Origin of the sequence: Variovorax fucosicus, assembly GCF_030316825.1 — a bacterium.
Lineage (GTDB): Bacteria > Pseudomonadota > Gammaproteobacteria > Burkholderiales > Burkholderiaceae_C > Variovorax > Variovorax fucosicus.
In genome coordinates this window covers 107736-124970 of the sequence record NZ_JASZYU010000004.1, presented here as the reverse complement: position 1 = coordinate 124970, position 17235 = coordinate 107736, and the positions used below count along the sequence as shown (strand labels likewise).

The window sequence follows — 17235 nt, the reverse complement described above, 5'->3', positions numbered from 1 at the left end:
CTATGCGTACTTCGCTCTCAACTGCGCCAGCGTCAAGGGTCTCCCGCGCTGATCCAAAAGTTGCTGCAGCGTGATCTTCTTCGCGCGGAACAGGTCCGCTTTACCGGTTCCCAGCAGCTCATCCTGAAATGCAGGTGTCTGCGTATCGAGCCACTCGGCGAATGTCTTGGCCTTCGTCGGCCCGAACTTGGATGCTCTCTCGCTCGGTTCAAACCCTGGCATGCCTTCAACCAGCGGCTTCACGATCGGCGCCATGGTCGACCGGCAGCCCCAGTGCCGCGGAACCCCGCCGTTGTAGGGCAGCTTCGACGGGGCGATGGGCTCGTATTCCAGATCCCACTTCGCGCCGTCATAAGCCACGCACACATCGGTCGTCCGGCTGTCCAGCGTGGACACTTGCTCGAACCCTTCGATGATGTCGGCGTTGGCCTGGTACGTCTCTTGCCGCGCCGCTGCGCTGATGGTCTGCACACTGGTGCGGACCATCGCCTCGGCGTTCTTTCTCGTCGTCTCCATGATCCCGGGAATCAGCGGCGTGCCCTTGATGCGCGCCACGATCATCGCGTTCGTCTCGCCCTGCACCACCCCCTGCCGTACAGCATTGGCGAAGCGAAAGGCTGTGTCCTGTCCTTGTCGTGCCCACCACGCCGAAGCGGGGCCGCCCTGCACCAGAGCATCGTTTGCCACTGCACGAAGCACTGCCTGCGTGGGCGCCGCGTTCACCAGCTTCACGCCGATCGCCTCGCCGAGCTTCTTGGTCACGAACTCGGCTTCAAGCGTCGCGATCGGCAGCGGATCCATTGCCAGGCGAACCTCGATGAACTTCTCCGCGATCATCGTGCGGGCCTCTGCCAGCAAGTCGGTCAATCGCTGCCGGCTGAATTCGGTCAGCGCCTTCTTCCCCGTCAACTTGGCGACGAGCTCGCCTTCCATCTGCAGCAGGATCGCGAGCACCTGGCGCTGATAGTCAGCTTCCAGGCGCAGCAGGTTGATGCCGTGGGCGACGAGAACGCTCGCCAGCCATGCGTCAAGGCCACCCATTTACTTCCGACCGTAGCAGTGGAACAACTGAATCGACCAGCCCCCTCCGCGGATCGGGTAGATCGTGGTGAACTTCGTCGTGTGGGTAGCGAACTCGTCGCCGACGACTCTCACCGGCTGCTCCGCGCGCACCACTTCCCCTAGCTCTGTGTCGATCCATAGAACGTGGCTCAGACGCTCCTTGGTTTCTACGTCGTATACCGCAGCGCCGCTCGCGTTGCTCGGGTCGTAGATCATTTGTCCTCCGGCGGCGCGTTGTCTTCCGGCTCCGGTTTCATTGCGGACTGCATGGCGAGCGTCGGGCCTTCACTGTCGATGCGCGCCTGCTCTTGCTCGAGCGTCACATCAGCGGCCACGATCTCCGAGCGCTGCAGGTTCTCGAACAGCGTCTGACGGGAGATGCCGCCCTGCTGCCATGCACTCATCAGCGCGGTTAGGTCTTGTGCACTCATGCCGGCCGGCAGATAGTCGGTGTTCAACTTGTAGGTCACTTCGCCCGGGATACCCGCCCAATCAGCCACGAAGATCATCATCTCCTGGATGCCGTAGCCGACCAGCTTCGCGATCCCCGCCAGAACAGAGTCTTCGCCGTTGTGACGCATGCTCAGCGTATTCGCTGCCTCGACGCCTGCTTTCTCAGGGGCCAGCATGCGCGCACCAAGGGCGGCCATCTGCCCCTCTTTGCGATCCATCAGGCGCTCAAGCGAACCCAAGCCCTGGCCCGTGAACTCCAGATATGAAGCCGTTGCCGAAGGGTCAGGCGAGACAATGGCCTGGCTCGATCCGATCTTGACCTTCTCGCCGGACTCCAGCTGCACGCCAGCGATGAACGGCGTCGGCAATCCCGTGAAGTGCGCGCCATGCTCCAGGTCTGCGCCTGTTCGATAGTGGCTCAGGTTCAAGTCAACCAGATCCAGGATCGGCGCTTGCTGCACTTCGATGCTCAGCGCTTCCGGGCCGAACGGGAAGAACGGGATCGCGGTCAGTGGCTTGCCGTTCTTCGTCGGTACGATGTCAGCGCCGTACTGCACGACAGCGCCCTTGTCACCCGTGCGGTATAGGCGCTGTACGTAGCGACCATCCTCCAGAAGCAGTGCCCGATACTGCGTCTTGCCCTCGCTCTCGAACTCGTCGATCGCTTCCTCGTAGCTCTCCTGCAGCACAACCATGGTCGGCTGCATGGCGTTGTTCACGCGCTGGAGCTTCCAGTTGATGATGTGCTCGGTCTTGTAGGCCGTCACGTAGGGGCGAAGGTTCTGCGCGCTCGCATCGGCCAGGCTCGCCGGCTGTTGGATAACCTGTGGATATTCCACCAGCAACCCATACCGACCAAGTCCGATTACCTCTGACAGCGCCTCACGGGCGACCCCATCCAGGGTTACGCCACTTAGGGTGATGTCGACGGCGTATTGCTTCAGCGCGTCCGGTGCGACCAGCTGCGGATCGCTGCGGAACACCATCCCTACCATGCCCTCGAGCGTGCGGCCCGTTGCGCCATACCAGGGCGCGCGCAGCCTGTAGGCATCGTATTCGGCCGGCGTCTGCTCTCCCAATGCCGGCAGGTACTTCGCACCCCCAGCATGGACGGAATCCTGCCCAGCAATAGCGGCGCGGCAACGCTCCCACTGCGGGAGGCGCTCCTTGTACTGCTTCGACTGGGTGTCTGCGGGCATGTGCTGTCCTACGCTCCAACCACCTGAAGGCGCTGAAGCGTGTTCACGACGATCGGGAACCTCCTGTGCAGGAAATAGCCCAATCCGTCGTTTGTGTGATCGAAGCCCGACTTCTTGTCAGGCTCCCCATTCGTCTCGTCGTAAACCTGCTGCTCGATGCACTCGGTCGTGATCGGGCATGCATCCGTATTGACCAGGTATCGCCGCTCGCCCTTTGCGTTCAGGATCATCCCGTTCACGCTGGCGATGCGGTCTTTCACTGCCGGGTTGGAGTGGCCCACGCTCACCTGGAACCCGGCGCCTTTCAGCATGACGATGTCGCTCAGACTCGCGCCCTTGCTGCTCTTGTTGTCGCCGCTGGCGTCCGGGTAGATCGTGATAGACCTCCCTGCATTGCCATACCGGCTCTTGATCGCCTCGATCATGGCCGGGGTGTCCCTCAGGTTCACCAACTCAGCCAAGGCTCTTGGCAGCCCGTCTCGCATCACATGCACCACCGCGGCCATCTTGTAGACGTTGAAGTCCATGCCGATGTGCAGCGGCTCGTCTGCCTTGATCGTCTCCGGCGTGTGGTTCAGCTTCCGGTCAAAGTCCGGGTAGATCGCCCCTGATGTCAGGTTGACGAACTGCCCTTCCAGGTATGCCTTCAGCAGCTGCGGCGGGTAGCTTGCCTCAAGACTCGGGATGTAGTCCTCAGGCAAGTTGTGCGCGTTGCTGTACGTGCTCGCGTGGAATAGCTTGTACCCATCCGCCTTGGCCTTCACCCACTGGCGATGCGTGAACCGGAATCCCTCTGGCGTCGTCGCTACCGCTACCGTGTTGCGCTCTCCATTCGGCTTCTTCTGCCGATTCCGCGCGATGATCTTTCGCCAGGCGTGCTCCGCATGAGCAATCTTCAGCGTGTCGAGCTCGTCAACCCCTGCATCTGCAGTCTCGAAGCCGATGATCCGCTCCGGCCGCTCCATGGTGCGGAACACGAAGGCGCCGAGCTTGCGCACCTTCATGACCATCTCTTGCTTGTTCAGCTTGAACGCGAACCCGTGCTGCTCGAGGATCCCTTCGAACCGCGGCACCGCGATCAGGTTGATCAAGTCGAAGGTCGGGCCGTAGTAGCCCACCCATCCGCCTGGATACGCGATCTTGCGTACCAACAGGCGATTGACCAACGCCTCGGTCTTCCCTGACCCAAAGCCAGCGACGATTGCCGGGAACCTGTCCTCGGCCGTTACGAACGCTGCCTGAGGTCCAGTCAGGCTAAGCCGGAGCTCGCCGGCCATCTTGAATCTCGATCACCACCTTCTGCGGCGGGGCCGGATCATCCGTTCCTCCATCCTCAGGGTTCCCGCGCCACAGGTCCGGCCTGCGGTTCTTCAGCCAGAAAATCATCGACGTTGCGTCAGGCGGATAGTGCTCGACGTACTCTTCGTGCCTGACTTCCTTATCCACCACCAGGATCTTCACCGCCTTGTGGCTGTACCCGGTCGCACGCTCGAACAGGCTCCGAGCCACCTCAGCATCGGCCATCTGCTTCCCAGCCTTTAGGGACTCAAGAAACGCAGGATGCTCGATCTTCCATGTGTTGACCGTCTGCTCAGACACTTCGAAGAAGTTTCCGAGATCCTTGTCGGTCGCACCCAGCAGGCACAGCTTGCGGGCTTGCTCGGCGAACTCTTCCTTGTACTTCGAAGGTCGGCCAGGCTTTCGCGCTGGCGGCTTGGCTGCTGCCTTGCGTGTTGCCATGGATTACCTCCGCCTCTGGCTTTGGTGAGCGCCGCCCTCAGGGCAGCGAGAAACCCCATCAGGACGAACCTTACGGTCTGGGGTCTTGCCTATCGGTCACCTGATGTCGCGCCACCGCACGCGCGGGAAACATCCGTCAGGCTCGGGGAGCGAATGTGTTGCCGGGTTCGGCCCTGGTGGCAATCAGCCTGTCAGGAGTGTGGCCGCCCGGCGAACTCGTTGGAAACGCGAAAAAGCCGCCAGTCTTTCGAAGGGCGGCTCATTAATCTGTGAAGGTGGCTACGCCATCAAAGGCGGCCCGCTATTATTTTTACCGAAACACTCGGTATTTGTACGGCGCGCGAATCGTAACACGTTGATTCTTGACGCGCAACGGTATTTCGTACAGCACTCAAAAGTCAAGCCTTGGTGCCAAAGCCTTCATGGCTGCGGGGCCCGCCCTGCTCTGCTCTCGCTCCATCTGAGCCACCAACCAGGCAGCCAATTCCCGCTGTTCCAGATCGAATTGCCGCTCGAATGGCACCTTCCCATCTCCCCTGCACGGCTTGCAATCGTGAGGGCCGAGCGTCGTGGATCCTGGAATCACCAGCGTTCCATGACCACCGCAGGCTTTGCACACGCCGTCCCGGTGCCATGCAAGGCAGGCTTTCGCCATGTCGGCCGCGCCCATGCGGTTGAGCCTGACCTTCGTTGTGCGAGCTCGGCGCCAAGCCATGTCACTCAGCACTTGGACGATGATCATGGATGCGCCGTTGTCCCCAGCGAATAGCCGCTCAAGAGCGACGGCGAGCGGGTGGCCCTCCTGATCCAGCGTGCGAGAGGCCAGCCCCATAGCTCCCAGCACGTCGGTATCGCTGAAGGTTGTCCTCTCATCGACCGTGAGACAACTCGAGCGGATGGCGGATGCGTAGCGGTCAGCAATCTTCATGCTGCTTCCTTTGTCGCTTCTTCAGCAATGAGCAGCCATTGCTCTGGGGTGTTTTGGGATGGGCCGCAGTCGAGGAAGTCGCGCAAGTCGTCGCAGATCCTGTTGGCCTTGTGAAACTCGTTCATCGTGGGCATGCGGCCTGCGGCTACCCTCATCATTGGCAGGAGCAATACGAGTTGCTGGCGTTGGTCTGGGGTCATCGTCACTCTGCCACCTCGACCACAGCGAAGCCGTCCTTGTAGAGTGATACCTCACGCCGCGCCGCGCGCAGTGCGTTGCCCTTGCTGTCGAAGGATTCCTGAGAGCCGCCGACGATTTGCCTGTTGCGTGCGGCGATCACACGCCACCGCCATTGCGCGCCCTCAAATGTCACCGGGCAGTTCTTCATGAAGGTCGGGGCCGCTTGGCGCGACAGGTAGACCTGATAGATACGCTTGGGTTTCATGCTCGTTCCTTCAGGAGTTGCCGAGCCTTGGCCCGATAGATGGTCTTGATCTGCCTCAGCGCGTCCCGATCCCACTTCACCGGCTCGTTGTCGGCTTCCAGAGCTTCGACAGCCTCCAAGCCGATGCGCTTGATCAGGTTGATGCGGTAATCGACCACGTTCCCGGCCTTCCACTGGTTGTCGTGTTTCGACTGTGCGTGGCAGTTGCGCTCATCAAAACGGAGATGGGAGGCGGCTCCCGTGCTCCTGTAGTGGCCGGCATCGACGTTGTTCCCGCTCCAGTCCAGGGGGCGGCCGCTGGAGATGCAGGGATGGCCGGCGATCTGGTCACGGAGCCGGATGAACTTGTTGAACTCGACCTGGGCCTCTGCGATGAGCGTGTGGATAGTCTTTTGATCCTCGCGCTTGGCCTTGTCCTTGGCCTTCTCCGCCTTCTTGTCGGCCTCTCCCTTGCGACGGGCGCAGACCGGGCTACAGACAGCCTGCATTGAGCGTGCAGGCATGAACATGGTCTGGCAGTGAGCACAGGTCTTGGCGCGGAGGCTGGCGGTCAGCATCGGGGCACCATCGACCGAATCTTGGCCATCACAGCAGGGTGAGCGACGATGATCTGCGCGCCCGTCCATGGATCTTTCATGGCATACGCACCGGGAATCGAACGGACGCCAAAACGCTTCGTCCATTTCTTTTGGATCCTGGCGTGATAGTGAGCAGACTGATTCCTTCGCTTCTTGTGTGGTCTCGCCGGAGTAGTGGTGAGCGCGAGCAATGACTCGCGGATCTGAATCCCGCTGAAATGGTTCATGCTTCCTCCCGATACCTCAGATCCACTTCCCGCGCCGCAGCCGTGGCATGCAAAAACTCGAGCCAGTCGCTGAACTGCTTCTTGCCGAACTCGCTTGTCCGGCTGCCGAGCATCACCATCCCGCCGTCAAGGCCCATGGCTACCCGGACGGTTTCCCGCTTGAATGCCGCGGACAGGACATCCTTCCATTCTTCAGCCGACATCCAGACCATGGAGCCGTTGACCGGCCATTGCAGTTGATCGGCGAAGGCTTGCAGAATCGGCCACTGCGCAGCGTTCTGATCGAGGTTCCGGCTGGCTTCGCTGACGACGACCACGTAGCCCTCTGGCGCGGCGCGGACAGCCTCCACGGCATTCGCCCGGGCCTGGGGGTGCTGAAGCTTGAATGTGCGCTTGTCTTTCACTCCCGGCTCCTTTGCGCTTCAGCCAGCCGATATGCAGTCTTGCTGTCCAGCAGGATTGCAGTCGCTCCCTCCACACCGTCTGCTGTGTAAATTCGGCCGGCGACCTTGTCGGTGAGGTCTGGCAAGTCCTTGGAGTGCTCTATCTCCACAAGGCAGTACGAGCGCTTGATGGGCTTCATGCGGCCTCCTTCATGTAGTCCACTTCACAGCGCCCGCCTTGGCCCAGCGCGCACCAAGCTCGCCAGGATCTGCCTTTTCCTTGACCAGCAACTCGGCAGTGCGCGACGGCGTGCCATTCACCCACTCCTTCGCAGCGCGCCGGGCATCGCCAATCTTTAAATAACTGTCGGCCCAGTAGCTCGCTTTGTCGTAGACGTATCCCTGGAAGGCGTACTCGCTCATTCACTTCTCCTAAACAGTTTCATTGCGGGCCACTTGCTTTCAGCGCGTCCGACAGAGCCAGCGGCAGGAAGCCCCACCTCTTCGGTTGCTCCTGCGCCAGGCACCTCGCCTTGTCCTCTGCGTAGATCCTCCAGCCCACTGCGGACAAGGAAAGCGCGATCAGGTGATCCAGTTCGGCTCGCTGTGAGGGGGTCATTCATGCGTGCTCCCGGTTGCTTTGGCAATGGCGGCATTGATGATCTTTTCTTGATCTTCAGTGGCGCCCCAGCAGCAAGCGTGCTCGGCTTGCCACCACTTGAGAGCCCCGATGGCTGCATGCGCTGCCTTGAGAAGTTCAGGCGCGGCGGCAATCAACCGAGCGTTTGCGGCAATCTCTGCGAAGTCAGGGGAGTTGATAGAAGGTCGCTTGTACTCAACGCACTGGCTGTCGCGCAGCGTGCTGACTGCGGCAATATTGGCGCTCGCAGCCGGCGCCCAAACCATCGTCGCGCCATGCACCTCCCACGGCCCCTTTGTGTGCTGCGCGCTCATGCCATCGCTCCCCATGCGGATTGCAGGGCCGGGCGGCTGCGCAGCGCGTCGCCAATGAGGCAATCGGTCTTCATCGCTTCCGGCACTTTCGGCGTAGCCGGCTTTTCGGGCCGGTCTGCCTTCAGGCGCTTGCGCCGGCCGATCGTGCGATCTACGCCATCGACAGCGAGCGAGTACCGCACGGGCGCTGACTCGACCTTGCCGCGGTACTTCAGGTGCGCCAGGATCTCCCGCGCTTCCTGCTGCGTGCAGCCGAGTGCCTTGGCAATCTCGGGATTGGTGCGCGAGACTCCATCTGACAGGAGCGCGATGATCTTTTTGGCTGCGCTCATGCCAGCACCCAGCGACGTTCATGGAATGGGCGATCCTGCGTGCGGATACGAACCTTCCCAGAAGACTCCATGCAGACCAGATCGGCGTAGACCTGTTCGTGAGTGATGTGCAGGGCTTGGCGGATCTCGATGGCGGTCAGCGCGCCACGCTCGGCAAGCAGGTTGATGATTTGGCTCATGCTGCGATCCTTGGCATCAGGTTGTCGAGTACAAGCGCGTCGATGGCGCTGTAGGAGATTGCGGTTTTCCCGGCGAGATTGCCGCCCTGGTAGACGGTCTTGCAGCGCTCCACGTCGCCGATAAGGGCCGGCTTTGGCAGTGAAACGCCGTGCTTCTGGTACTCGTGATCAGGCGATCGGTCGCCCATGAGCCGGCGCGGGTACTCAAAATCTCCGCGGCCGGTGTATGCCTTGTGGGCTTCGCAGAAGCGGTGTTGCAGGTAGCCCAGCTCCTTCGATTCCGTGCGGCACAGTTTCGGCCAGCCGCCCATGTCTTCGATCGTGGCGTGGATGGCCGGATCGTCAAACACAACATCGGTGTAGGCGCCGACACTGCCCATCGCTTCGAGCGCCTTGCCCCACGCGAGCTGCGCGCGGTCGGTGTGCGTGCCTTCGAGAACGCGGGTCAGATCGCCGATCTTCGGCGGAAACTTTCCGGCTTCGGCATCGTTGGTCAGGCGGTCGATCGCCTTCACAACTTGCTCGTAGTCCCACCTTTGGCAACCTCGCCAGTACATGCCGATTAGGGCATCCGAGCAAGGCTGACGGTGGTAGGCATACACGCCAGCGATCAGCAAAGCGAAGTTCTGCGCATCAGTGGATTTCATTTGCGACTCCAAGGGCGAAGCGCTCGGCGGCGGCAAGATTGCCGGCTTCGAGGGTTTCCTGTTTGTTGGGGCGGTGGCCGGTGGCCTGCTGGCATGCGCCTTCGAGGTAGGCGATGACGCCAGCCGGGCGGGCATGCAGCGTGGCGTCGATGGCCGCGAGTGCGGTCGGCTCGTCGTAGCGGGTGATCGTGCTGGTGACGATCGCGCCGGCAGACTTCAGATCTTTCGACTCCCCGCTTTCCACCAAGAGCGTCTTGATGGCAGCCCACAGTTCGGACTTGCGGCGCTGTTCTGGCGTCTTGAGTTGCTTGCCGGCGCCAGCGGCGCCCGTACCTTTAGGTACGGAACTATCTTCTCTTCTCTTCTCTTCTCTGGACCGCGTTTTGTCCGCATCCGATGCGGACACTTTGCGCTCTTCTCGTTTGCGCTGAGTTTCGGTCGCGCGACGCTTGGCAGATTGGCCGTTGTGCTCGTCAAACCTAGGCGTAGCAAGCCCTTCCGGCGTTTCTTCCAACCATCCGACGGCCTTCATTGCTGCGCCGAAACCGGGTGAACCAAGCTCCGAATCGATCGCTTCGAGCGTGTAGCCTTCAAGAAAACCGTCGATCGAATGCGCGTCGAACAGACTCCAGACCGCATGCAGTCCGCCAACTACGTGCAACTTGTCCGCTTTCAGTGCGGACACAATGCGGACAACTTTCGGATGAGTCCGAAGGTCGGCGCGCATCTTGATCCAGTCGCCGGCCATTACGCAGCAGCCCACTCGCGCTCGTTGCGCCCTGCCGTGCTCATCACGGTCTTGCCGGTCAGGCGGATGAGGCCCATGTCGTGCAGCTCGTCCAGACGGCGGCACACTTGAACGCCCGTGAGGCTGGTGCGTGCGCCGATGCCATCTTTTCCAAGCGGGCCATGCTTTCGCAGGACGGCCAAGATAAGCGCATGGTGAACCTGCACCATTTCCTTGGCCTGTTCTGCAGCAAGGTGAGATGTGATCGGATCGCGACGCCGCGCGAGGGGCGCCGACTCAAACGCATCGATCGAAAGCTGCTGCATGGTCAGGCAACCGCCTCAGGTTCCGCCACGCACGGGCCGAGGGCTCGGAGGCGCTCGGCAACCTTGGGCGCCGCCTTGTCGCATTTGTCGATCACCATGCCCATGAAGGTCTGCGTTTCGACATCCATCCAGCCCTTGCGCCAGCACTCTTCGGCCATGTCGGGGTTGTCGCTGGAAATTGAGAGGTCGCAGCAGCGACCGGCGTAGCCGAACATCCCGTAAGCGGCCTTGGGACTGAATGGCTTGAAAAGGCTTTTCATGTGATTTCCTTGGTTGGTTGATTGGCTTCCGCCTTGGCGGCCGGCTCGTCCAGGAGTCCGGCCATGTCATCCATGCCGCGCACCATCTCGTCGGTCACGGGATTCCGAGCAACTGAAAAGTTCTCTTGTTCTGCGTTCATCATTGGCGTCCTCTGATGGGGTAGACCCGTGCAGGAGCACGGCCTGTGTGGCGACGAAAGCGTGATTCGATGGCTTCATGAGCCAGCTGCTCGAATGCTTCTTCAACAGTGATCCCGCGCTCATCTGCGACGGCTCGGACGATCGATAGCTCTCGGTCGGTCAGGGCGATTGCTGGTACTCGAGAGTTCATTTCGAGTTACTTTTCAGTCCCTTGAGAGCGTCAAGAAGGTTTCCAATCAGGCCGCCGAAAGGAACTGGTTTGCGTCTCGCATTCCGTTGCCACCAGCAACAGAATTGCCCACATGCAACACCTCTTCCGCCTTGCGCAAAATCAGATCCCGCAGGAACGTCGCCTTCTGCTCACCGGAGTACGCGCAGAACGCATTGATCAGGTCGGCCTCGCGGTCGCTCAAACTCAACTTGACGAAGTTCTTACGGATAAGGGCGGGATCTGAATACATGCTTTCCTCAGCGGTTTTTAAGATTGACGGCTTGTGCGACATCGCGGAGATTGGCAATCCGGTTGTCTGCTTTGTCGCGATTGATGTGATCGATAACTTGGGTGGGCCATGCCCCGTAATGGAGCAGCCACGCCAGCCGGTGTCCCGTGAACTTCCGGCCAAGAAGACTGACGACGACGTAGCCGCGCCCGCTCTTGCCGCCAGCAATGGCGCCGGCCGGGATTCCGTAGCGCGGGCTCTCTCGCCAAGTCAACACGCCGGTGGCGGCGTCGTAACTGATCAGCCGCGCGGCGACTTCGAAGGTGACTTGGTCCTTCCGGTCGGCGGTGAAACCTCGTGCCGAAAGACGGGTCGCTCGAAGGCTGCTGATGGGCGCGTTCACAAGCATTTCGTTTCTCTCGGCGAGGGAGCTAGATGGCTGCATGTGGGCGACCTAGCGATCGAACTTCTTCAAGTCCTGCTCGTGCAGCAGGGTCGCGTGGTATTCGTAGACACCACCCGCAGCGACCAGGGCGAAGATGGAGGTCAGTTGCAAATCGCCGAGGTAGAAGCAGAGCGCCGACCCGCAGATGCCGATCACGATCAACAGGAGGGGTTCGATCAGGGGCGACGAGAACATTCAGGCCACCTTGGAGAAGTAGCGCGCCTTGATGGCTTCGCTTTGAAAGACGAAAGCGGCCGGGCCGCGTCTGCGGTTGCAGCTTCTGCAAACAGGGTCGACATCCAATGGCTTCGCGTAGTCGCGGTGGTCGTAGTCACATGCGCCAGCCCCACAGTCGGCACAAACCAAAGTCTTTGCGGGAGGCAGCAAACCGCTCTTCACCGCTTTGGCGACTGCGCCATGGGCCGCGCTGCCTCCGTTGTCTTGGAAACGACGGTATTGGCATGGCGCACAGAATCTCGTTCTGGTGTGAAACCGAGAGAGATCAGCTTCGCCGCATCGCTCACAGAACTTGCCAGGGCCGTGCGCTTTCATTTACGCCACCTTGGCGACGGGCTCGGGCAGAGGCAAGTCGCTGTAGATGTGATCGAACGAAAGCTCCAAGCCTTGAACCTTCGCGAGGTCGATCAGCTTCTGAGCCATGGTTGGCGGCACCGTCTGCCCCTTCTCATAGAAGGAGACGTTGCCTTGCGCACAGCCGAGCGCGTCGGCCAGAGCCTTCTGGGTCATGCCCAGCCGGTCGCGAATGGTTTTGATCTTGCTCATGCGGCATATTATCAGCGCCGCTGGTTCTAATGTCAACAGTTGCACTGTTTCGCGAAAATACCAGCGTGGCTGATGATTGGTGCGCTATGAAAGATGGAGCACCAAAGACGCGCAAGGCGATCGTCACGGACGAGCACCGGGAGGAAGCGCGGCTGCTGAAGAAGATTTGGTCTGCGCAGAAGCGACCCACCCAGGCCGTTTTCGGAGAGACCTACGGAATCGGTGGCCAGAGCGCCGTCAACAACTTCCTGAACGGGGTATCGGCCCTCAGCATGCGGGCAGCTAAGGGCTTCGCGCGCGGCCTTGGGTGCGAAATCTCGGAGTTCAGCCCGCGGCTGGCAAAAGAGGCGTCGGAGCTTGGGGCGCTTGTGACGCCTGGCGGCGCCATGACGGCGCGCGAACAGATGCAGGCATATTCAATCCCGGGGCCGGTCAACATCGGCGCCCTCCAAGCGTTGGGCAAGGCTCTTGAAGAAGCAGACCCGGAAGCCCGAAAGACGGCGGAAGATCTGCTAAAGAAGTTCGTAGAGAACCCGAGCGCGCATGCCGACTTTCTACCGCTGATCGCGAGGCGTCTATCGGGGGAGATTCCGAAGCAGCAGCCGAACTCGACTCCGCTGAGCAGCGCCAGCCGATAGTGTCGGCTGAAATTTATCAACTCAAGCCAAAAGTATTACCGAAACGTGTCCGATCGGCCATCCGGCATATCCCGAAGTCGCCGCCGATGGTCAGCGGTCGTCCGAAAAAAGGCTGTTGCGATCCATAAACTCGCCCATATTGCCATCAACAAAGGAGATCCAAAATGGCAGTCGAACGCCTGAGTGACGGGACTTTCAGAGTCGGAGAAATGACATTTTCCAGCGCGGAGCAGGCGTTTGAATACGAGGCGGCAAGACGGCCCGGACAACCATCGCCCTTGACTGGCAGCCAATGGAGCCGGATGTCGAACAGTTCCAGGTTCGGAGCCCTGGCCGCCTCCGCACTGTTTCTTGCCATTTCAGTTCCCATCGCGAAATCTGTTTGGGATGGGCCAGCCAAACCCGCACCTCGAGAAGCTGCGGTGACGCCCAAGAAGGAGCCGCTGCCATTTCATGAGCAGCAGGCGATCAACGCCGCCGCCGAGCAAGAACGAACAAAGCAGATCGAGGTTAGCTGCACGGCCGGCCTGGATGGCCTCCTATCCGATGCTCGCAAGCTCCTGCAGAGCGGCGACCCGGCAATGGCATCCGCGCGACTGAACCCATGCAATGGAATCTCGACCAACAAGGCATTCCTGGCGCTTTATCAGTCGGCGGAACAGCAGCGCTTGGAGAAAATTGCAAAGTTTGAACGCGACGAAAAGGCTCGCAAGCGCCGTGAAGGCGTGAGCATCGGAATGTCCAAGGAAGATGTCTTGGCAAGCTCCTGGGGAAAGCCGGAAAAGGTCAACACCACAACGACGGCGAGAGGCACCAGAGAGCAGTGGGTCTACGGCGGCCATAACTATCTCTACTTCGTTGGCGAGACGTTGACGACGATCCAGAACTAGACCCTCACATCCACCAGGCACAGCCCGCATTGCGCGGGCTTTTTTTCGCTCCGATGAAAATAAATCAGCGGCGCTGTTGACACACTGAACCAGCGGCGCTAATATTTGCCCATCAACAAGCGATGGAGCAGACGATGACACTTCGGCAGCAAATCACAACCCGCCAGCCGACCCAGGCACCGCACGAAGCACAAGCCGAGCGCGAAGCCTTCCAGGCTGGCGTTGAAGTAACCATCGACGGCGTCCAGGAGTTTCCTGCCCCGATCAAGCCGTTCAACAACGATGTGCCGCGGGTTCGCACCGACAAGGTTGTGCAGCCGACTGGCATGCCCCCGGCTGATTGGAGCATCGCGTGAGCCGCCACGACAAGGCACTCGCTGCCTATGAAGCCGAGCTCCTGCAGTTCCGCGCTTTCCTCTCGTACATCGCATTGATTCGGAGGGTCGCATGACAAGCACCTGCGCCCAAGACCAGCGCATGGTGAACTTCGGCCGCAGGTTCGAGGCAATGCGCCGCCGCATCGTCCGCCAGCAGGCAAGCATCGACCGCAACGCGCCCTTCCTCTACGCCGCCCAAGCCGCCGAATTGCTGCCGAGCGAAGCCGAACTGATGGCAATCGAGCGCACCTACTCGCTGATGAAGGCGAGCGGCCAACTGGATCGGGATGCGGGGGATCGCGACCGCAAGGATGAGATCTACCGGGACAGCTTCACGGCACCGAAGGCGGATCTGTCATGAGCACGCAGCACACGCCGGGGCCGTGGTCCGTGCAGGACATGAGCGACATGCTTCCTGATGATCCGTACTGGATCGGCTCGGAGCACCCGATAGCTGGCTTTTGCTCCTTCGCATCCGTTCGCCTTGGCTGCACGGAAGCCGGTGAACTTGGCGACATGAAAGCCAATGCCCGCCTGATCGCCGCGGCTCCTGAACTGCTGGCTTTTGCGGAATCGGTGGAGGCGCTGCTTAGCCATGCGCAGCGGAACGGCCTTCACTTGGATCTGGACAAGTTGCAGATCCTCCAAGACGCCTCCGCAGTGATTGCAAAGGCGACCACTCCATGACCCCCCTCTCCCTTACCTACCGCTGGTTGATCGCTCTTGCTGTGGTGCTGGTGGTCAGTGGCCTTGGCAAGTACCTGGACGACAGGGATTATTTCTACGACGACCTCCGAATTTCTGCCAACACCAAGGAAAAACAATGACCAAGATCACGATCGTTTCGCGCTTTGACGCCGACAAGGTGCTGTTCGAATGCCCCGCCCCTGACGGCCTTGCATCCGGCTTGTACATGCGTCATGCACTGGAGAAGGCGACGGCGGCGCGTGCCTACCTGAGCGGTGCCTACCTGCGCGGTGCCTACCTGCGCGGTGCCGACCTGAGCGGTGCCGACCTGAGCGGTGCCGACCTGAGCGGTGCCGACCTGCGCGGTGCCGACCTGCGCGGTGCCGACCTGCGCGGTGCCGACCTGAGCGGTGCCGACCTGAGCGGTGCCGACCTGCGCGGTGCCGACCTGCGCGGTGCCGACCTGAGCGGTGCCTACCTGCGCGGTGCCGACGGAAACCAACTGCCGCGCGCTACGCCTGAGCAAGCCATCGAGAACCTGGACAAGGTGCGCGCCATCGTGCTCGATGACCAATCGCGGCTGAACATGGGCCACTGGCACGGCAACGATGAATGGCGCAACCGCTCTTGCGCAGAAGAAGCGGTGTGCGGCACGACGCATTGCATGGCCGGCTGGTTGCAGGTCTGCACGACTGAGCCTGCGCTGAAGAACCTTGAACCGCAGCTTGCCGGGATCTTGGCCGCGCCGATTGCTTCCAAGATGTTCTTCCGAGACGACGCCACTGCATTGAAGTGGCTCACTGATCGCGCCTACGTGGCCGAGTCCGAAGAGGCAGAGCGGCGCGCAGCCGAACGCAAGGCCAAGCGGGAAGCCCGAGGGAATCAGCCGTGACCCGCGCCACTCGGCTTGATTTGTCAGATTCTGACTTCCAGGGCCTCACCAAAGAGGTGAGTGACCGCGTATATCTGCGCCAGGTGCTGCACCAAGACGAGCAGCCCGGCCCTCATGCGCGGTTCGGCTGGCCTCTGGTCTTGTCTGTTGCCTTCATTCTGCTGGCCTACAACGCGCCGGCAATCGTCAACGCCGTTCGGCACTACTGGGGAGTTTGAGCGATGATCGTCTTTGAAAACACTGGCGAGATCGACATTCGATCGATCAGCACCTTCGGCGTGAGCGTGAAGGAAGGCAGCAACCCCATCGGCTTCTTCGGCACGGGCCTGAAGTACGCAATCGCCGTGCTGTTGCGCACCGGCCATCGGGTGACGGTCATGTCCGGCGACACAGTGGTGAACTTCGCGATTGCCCCTCAGGAGGTGCGCGGCCAGTCGTTCGACTTCGTAACCATGGCGTGCGGCAACGATGCGCCCGCGCCTATCGGCTTCACCACCGAACTCGGCAAACAGTGGGAACTGTGGATGGCCTACCGCGAGATCGCCTGCAACTGCAAGGACGAGGGCGGCAGCAGCCGGTACGAAGCCTACATGGTCGATCCACAGCCCGGCCGCACGCAGATTGTCGTTCAGGGCGATGCGTTCGAGGGCGTCTTTGCTAACTCACACCAGTTCATTCTAGAAGACGCGCCGCTTTTCACTTCGGGATCGCTGGAGGTGCGCAACCGTGCCAGCGACAACTTCTTCTATCGCGGCGTGCGCGTTGCCGAGCTTCGTGCGACGGCGATCTACACCTACAACGAACTGTCCAAGGTCGCACTGACCGAGGATAGAACCGTCAAAAGCACTTGGGACATGACGCACAAGATCGTGTGCGGGCTGCTGAAGGCAACCGATAAAAGGTTCCTTCGCGCTGTGGTCACTGCGCCGAAGGAGTCTTTCGAGGGAAGCCTGGACTTCCATGGCTGTGGCATCACGCCATCGGCTGAGTTTCTTTCGGTGGTTGGTGATTGTGTGGCCGACCGGATACTGAAGGTGAACGGTACGGCGTTGCAAGTCTGGAAAGACGCCACGAAGACCGAAGTTGTGCCGCGCGAGATCGTGATCACGGCAGTGCAGCAACAGAGCATGGATCGCGCCCTGACGTTCTGCGGGCGCATCGGCTTCCAGATCCGCGGGAGCTACCCGATCAAGGTGGTGGAGAGCCTCGGGGAAGGTGTGCTGGGTCTTGCTGACGATCAGACCATCTACATCGCCGAACGCGTCTTCCACCTTGGCGGCACGAAGCAACTTGCATCGACGCTGATCGAGGAATACCTGCACCTTCGCCACGGCTGGCAGGACATGACGCGCGAGTTGCAGAACTTCCTGTTCGAGAAGCTTGTCAGCGTCGGCGAAGAACTCGTCGGAGAGCCGCTGTGACCACCGCTCGCGAGTTCGTACAGGTCTACCGCCTGTACCGCCAGTGCCATCCCCGCCGCTATGCGCTTGTCAGCGCTTGGC

The 17235-nt window shown here is 60.9% G+C and carries 34 protein-coding genes; 9 read left to right on the top strand and 25 right to left on the bottom strand.

The window, feature by feature from the left end:
- The 25 genes from QTI05_RS22725 to QTI05_RS22605 form a co-directional block, all read right to left on the bottom strand.
- A complete protein-coding gene (locus QTI05_RS22725; protein WP_286657895.1) occupies positions 1 to 1041 on the bottom strand; it encodes a phage minor head protein in 1041 nt (346 codons plus the stop codon).
- Complete coding sequence (locus QTI05_RS22720; RefSeq protein ID WP_286657894.1) at positions 1042 to 1278, bottom strand: hypothetical protein; 237 nt, start codon at positions 1276 to 1278, stop codon at positions 1042 to 1044.
- Positions 1275 to 2714 carry a DUF4055 domain-containing protein gene (locus tag QTI05_RS22715; protein WP_286657893.1) on the bottom strand — a complete coding sequence of 480 codons (1440 nt, stop codon included), beginning with the start codon at positions 2712 to 2714 and terminating at the stop codon, positions 1275 to 1277. The genes QTI05_RS22720 and QTI05_RS22715 overlap by 4 nt, the downstream gene beginning before the upstream one ends.
- 8 nt (positions 2715 to 2722) lie before the next feature.
- On the bottom strand, positions 2723 to 3991 hold the full coding sequence (locus tag QTI05_RS22710) for a terminase large subunit domain-containing protein (protein WP_286657892.1): 1269 nt from the start codon (positions 3989 to 3991) through the stop codon (positions 2723 to 2725).
- The gene (locus QTI05_RS22705) at positions 3969 to 4454 is read right to left on the bottom strand and encodes a helix-turn-helix domain-containing protein (protein ID WP_286657891.1); all 486 of its coding nucleotides are present in this window, start codon (positions 4452 to 4454) and stop codon (positions 3969 to 3971) included. The genes QTI05_RS22710 and QTI05_RS22705 overlap by 23 nt, the downstream gene beginning before the upstream one ends.
- Positions 4455 to 4845: 391 nt before the next feature.
- A complete protein-coding gene (locus tag QTI05_RS22700; protein ID WP_286657890.1) occupies positions 4846 to 5382 on the bottom strand; it encodes a hypothetical protein in 537 nt (178 codons plus the stop codon).
- Complete coding sequence (locus QTI05_RS22695; protein WP_286657889.1) at positions 5379 to 5582, bottom strand: hypothetical protein; 204 nt, start codon at positions 5580 to 5582, stop codon at positions 5379 to 5381. The genes QTI05_RS22700 and QTI05_RS22695 overlap by 4 nt, the downstream gene beginning before the upstream one ends.
- A gap of 2 nt (positions 5583 to 5584) precedes the next feature.
- Positions 5585 to 5827, bottom strand: a complete 243-nt coding sequence (locus tag QTI05_RS22690; protein ID WP_286657888.1) for a YegP family protein — start codon at positions 5825 to 5827, stop codon at positions 5585 to 5587.
- A complete protein-coding gene (locus QTI05_RS22685) occupies positions 5824 to 6384 on the bottom strand; it encodes a recombination protein NinG (RefSeq protein ID WP_286657887.1) in 561 nt (186 codons plus the stop codon). The genes QTI05_RS22690 and QTI05_RS22685 overlap by 4 nt, the downstream gene beginning before the upstream one ends.
- On the bottom strand, positions 6378 to 6632 hold the full coding sequence (locus tag QTI05_RS22680; RefSeq protein WP_286657886.1) for a hypothetical protein: 255 nt from the start codon (positions 6630 to 6632) through the stop codon (positions 6378 to 6380). The genes QTI05_RS22685 and QTI05_RS22680 overlap by 7 nt, the downstream gene beginning before the upstream one ends.
- Entirely contained in the window at positions 6629 to 7036 is a 408-nt protein-coding gene (locus QTI05_RS22675; protein WP_286657885.1) for a recombination protein NinB, read from the bottom strand. Before QTI05_RS22675 ends, QTI05_RS22680 begins: the two co-directional genes overlap by 4 nt.
- Positions 7033 to 7215, bottom strand: a complete 183-nt coding sequence (locus tag QTI05_RS22670) for a hypothetical protein (RefSeq protein WP_286657884.1) — start codon at positions 7213 to 7215, stop codon at positions 7033 to 7035. The genes QTI05_RS22675 and QTI05_RS22670 overlap by 4 nt, the downstream gene beginning before the upstream one ends.
- A gap of 10 nt (positions 7216 to 7225) precedes the next feature.
- Complete coding sequence (locus tag QTI05_RS22665) at positions 7226 to 7438, bottom strand: hypothetical protein (RefSeq protein ID WP_286657883.1); 213 nt, start codon at positions 7436 to 7438, stop codon at positions 7226 to 7228.
- Positions 7439 to 7630: 192 nt separating this feature from the next.
- The gene (locus QTI05_RS22660) at positions 7631 to 7969 is read right to left on the bottom strand and encodes an XkdD/Y8K6 family phage-associated protein (protein ID WP_286657882.1); all 339 of its coding nucleotides are present in this window, start codon (positions 7967 to 7969) and stop codon (positions 7631 to 7633) included.
- Complete coding sequence (locus tag QTI05_RS22655) at positions 7966 to 8301, bottom strand: FaeA/PapI family transcriptional regulator (protein WP_286657881.1); 336 nt, start codon at positions 8299 to 8301, stop codon at positions 7966 to 7968. The genes QTI05_RS22660 and QTI05_RS22655 overlap by 4 nt, the downstream gene beginning before the upstream one ends.
- The gene (locus tag QTI05_RS22650; RefSeq protein WP_286657880.1) at positions 8298 to 8480 is read right to left on the bottom strand and encodes a hypothetical protein; all 183 of its coding nucleotides are present in this window, start codon (positions 8478 to 8480) and stop codon (positions 8298 to 8300) included. The genes QTI05_RS22655 and QTI05_RS22650 overlap by 4 nt, the downstream gene beginning before the upstream one ends.
- Positions 8477 to 9127 carry a DUF6475 domain-containing protein gene (locus QTI05_RS22645; RefSeq protein ID WP_286657879.1) on the bottom strand — a complete coding sequence of 217 codons (651 nt, stop codon included), beginning with the start codon at positions 9125 to 9127 and terminating at the stop codon, positions 8477 to 8479. Before QTI05_RS22645 ends, QTI05_RS22650 begins: the two co-directional genes overlap by 4 nt.
- Positions 9114 to 9875 carry a hypothetical protein gene (locus tag QTI05_RS22640; protein WP_286657878.1) on the bottom strand — a complete coding sequence of 254 codons (762 nt, stop codon included), beginning with the start codon at positions 9873 to 9875 and terminating at the stop codon, positions 9114 to 9116. The genes QTI05_RS22645 and QTI05_RS22640 overlap by 14 nt, the downstream gene beginning before the upstream one ends.
- Complete coding sequence (locus QTI05_RS22635) at positions 9875 to 10180, bottom strand: hypothetical protein (RefSeq protein ID WP_286657877.1); 306 nt, start codon at positions 10178 to 10180, stop codon at positions 9875 to 9877. Before QTI05_RS22635 ends, QTI05_RS22640 begins: the two co-directional genes overlap by 1 nt.
- A gap of 2 nt (positions 10181 to 10182) precedes the next feature.
- Positions 10183 to 10440 (bottom strand): hypothetical protein, encoded by a 258-nt coding sequence (locus QTI05_RS22630; RefSeq protein WP_286657876.1) that lies wholly within the window; start codon positions 10438 to 10440, stop codon positions 10183 to 10185.
- Positions 10437 to 10583: a hypothetical protein gene (locus QTI05_RS22625; protein WP_286657875.1), complete on the bottom strand. Its 147-nt coding sequence runs from the start codon at positions 10581 to 10583 to the stop codon at positions 10437 to 10439. Before QTI05_RS22625 ends, QTI05_RS22630 begins: the two co-directional genes overlap by 4 nt.
- Before the next feature lie 234 nt (positions 10584 to 10817).
- Positions 10818 to 11042: a hypothetical protein gene (locus QTI05_RS22620; RefSeq protein ID WP_286657874.1), complete on the bottom strand. Its 225-nt coding sequence runs from the start codon at positions 11040 to 11042 to the stop codon at positions 10818 to 10820.
- A 7-nt stretch (positions 11043 to 11049) separates the two neighbouring features.
- Positions 11050 to 11424 (bottom strand): HNH endonuclease signature motif containing protein, encoded by a 375-nt coding sequence (locus QTI05_RS22615; protein WP_286657873.1) that lies wholly within the window; start codon positions 11422 to 11424, stop codon positions 11050 to 11052.
- 51 nt (positions 11425 to 11475) lie between these two features.
- Positions 11476 to 11661 carry a hypothetical protein gene (locus QTI05_RS22610; protein ID WP_286657872.1) on the bottom strand — a complete coding sequence of 62 codons (186 nt, stop codon included), beginning with the start codon at positions 11659 to 11661 and terminating at the stop codon, positions 11476 to 11478.
- Between the two features lie 357 nt (positions 11662 to 12018).
- Entirely contained in the window at positions 12019 to 12249 is a 231-nt protein-coding gene (locus QTI05_RS22605; protein ID WP_286657871.1) for a helix-turn-helix domain-containing protein, read from the bottom strand.
- A 29-nt stretch (positions 12250 to 12278) separates the two neighbouring features.
- On the opposite strand from QTI05_RS22605, the gene QTI05_RS22600 reads away from it, so the two are divergent.
- From QTI05_RS22600 to QTI05_RS22560, 9 genes are all read left to right on the top strand, one after another.
- Entirely contained in the window at positions 12279 to 12887 is a 609-nt protein-coding gene (locus tag QTI05_RS22600) for a hypothetical protein (RefSeq protein WP_286657870.1), read from the top strand.
- A gap of 164 nt (positions 12888 to 13051) precedes the next feature.
- Positions 13052 to 13777: a hypothetical protein gene (locus QTI05_RS22595; RefSeq protein ID WP_286657869.1), complete on the top strand. Its 726-nt coding sequence runs from the start codon at positions 13052 to 13054 to the stop codon at positions 13775 to 13777.
- A gap of 122 nt (positions 13778 to 13899) precedes the next feature.
- Positions 13900 to 14133 carry a hypothetical protein gene (locus QTI05_RS22590; protein WP_286657868.1) on the top strand — a complete coding sequence of 78 codons (234 nt, stop codon included), beginning with the start codon at positions 13900 to 13902 and terminating at the stop codon, positions 14131 to 14133.
- Positions 14134 to 14224: 91 nt separating this feature from the next.
- Complete coding sequence (locus QTI05_RS22585; protein ID WP_286657867.1) at positions 14225 to 14515, top strand: hypothetical protein; 291 nt, start codon at positions 14225 to 14227, stop codon at positions 14513 to 14515.
- Positions 14512 to 14841 carry an XkdD/Y8K6 family phage-associated protein gene (locus QTI05_RS22580; RefSeq protein ID WP_286657866.1) on the top strand — a complete coding sequence of 110 codons (330 nt, stop codon included), beginning with the start codon at positions 14512 to 14514 and terminating at the stop codon, positions 14839 to 14841. Before QTI05_RS22585 ends, QTI05_RS22580 begins: the two co-directional genes overlap by 4 nt.
- Positions 14838 to 14981, top strand: a complete 144-nt coding sequence (locus QTI05_RS22575; RefSeq protein ID WP_286657865.1) for a hypothetical protein — start codon at positions 14838 to 14840, stop codon at positions 14979 to 14981. Before QTI05_RS22580 ends, QTI05_RS22575 begins: the two co-directional genes overlap by 4 nt.
- Positions 14978 to 15733: a pentapeptide repeat-containing protein gene (locus QTI05_RS22570; protein ID WP_286657864.1), complete on the top strand. Its 756-nt coding sequence runs from the start codon at positions 14978 to 14980 to the stop codon at positions 15731 to 15733. Before QTI05_RS22575 ends, QTI05_RS22570 begins: the two co-directional genes overlap by 4 nt.
- A complete protein-coding gene (locus QTI05_RS22565) occupies positions 15730 to 15951 on the top strand; it encodes a hypothetical protein (protein ID WP_286657863.1) in 222 nt (73 codons plus the stop codon). The genes QTI05_RS22570 and QTI05_RS22565 overlap by 4 nt, the downstream gene beginning before the upstream one ends.
- Positions 15952 to 15954: 3 nt before the next feature.
- Positions 15955 to 17154, top strand: a complete 1200-nt coding sequence (locus tag QTI05_RS22560) for a hypothetical protein (RefSeq protein ID WP_286657862.1) — start codon at positions 15955 to 15957, stop codon at positions 17152 to 17154.
- The last annotated feature ends 81 nt before the right edge of the window (positions 17155 to 17235 follow it).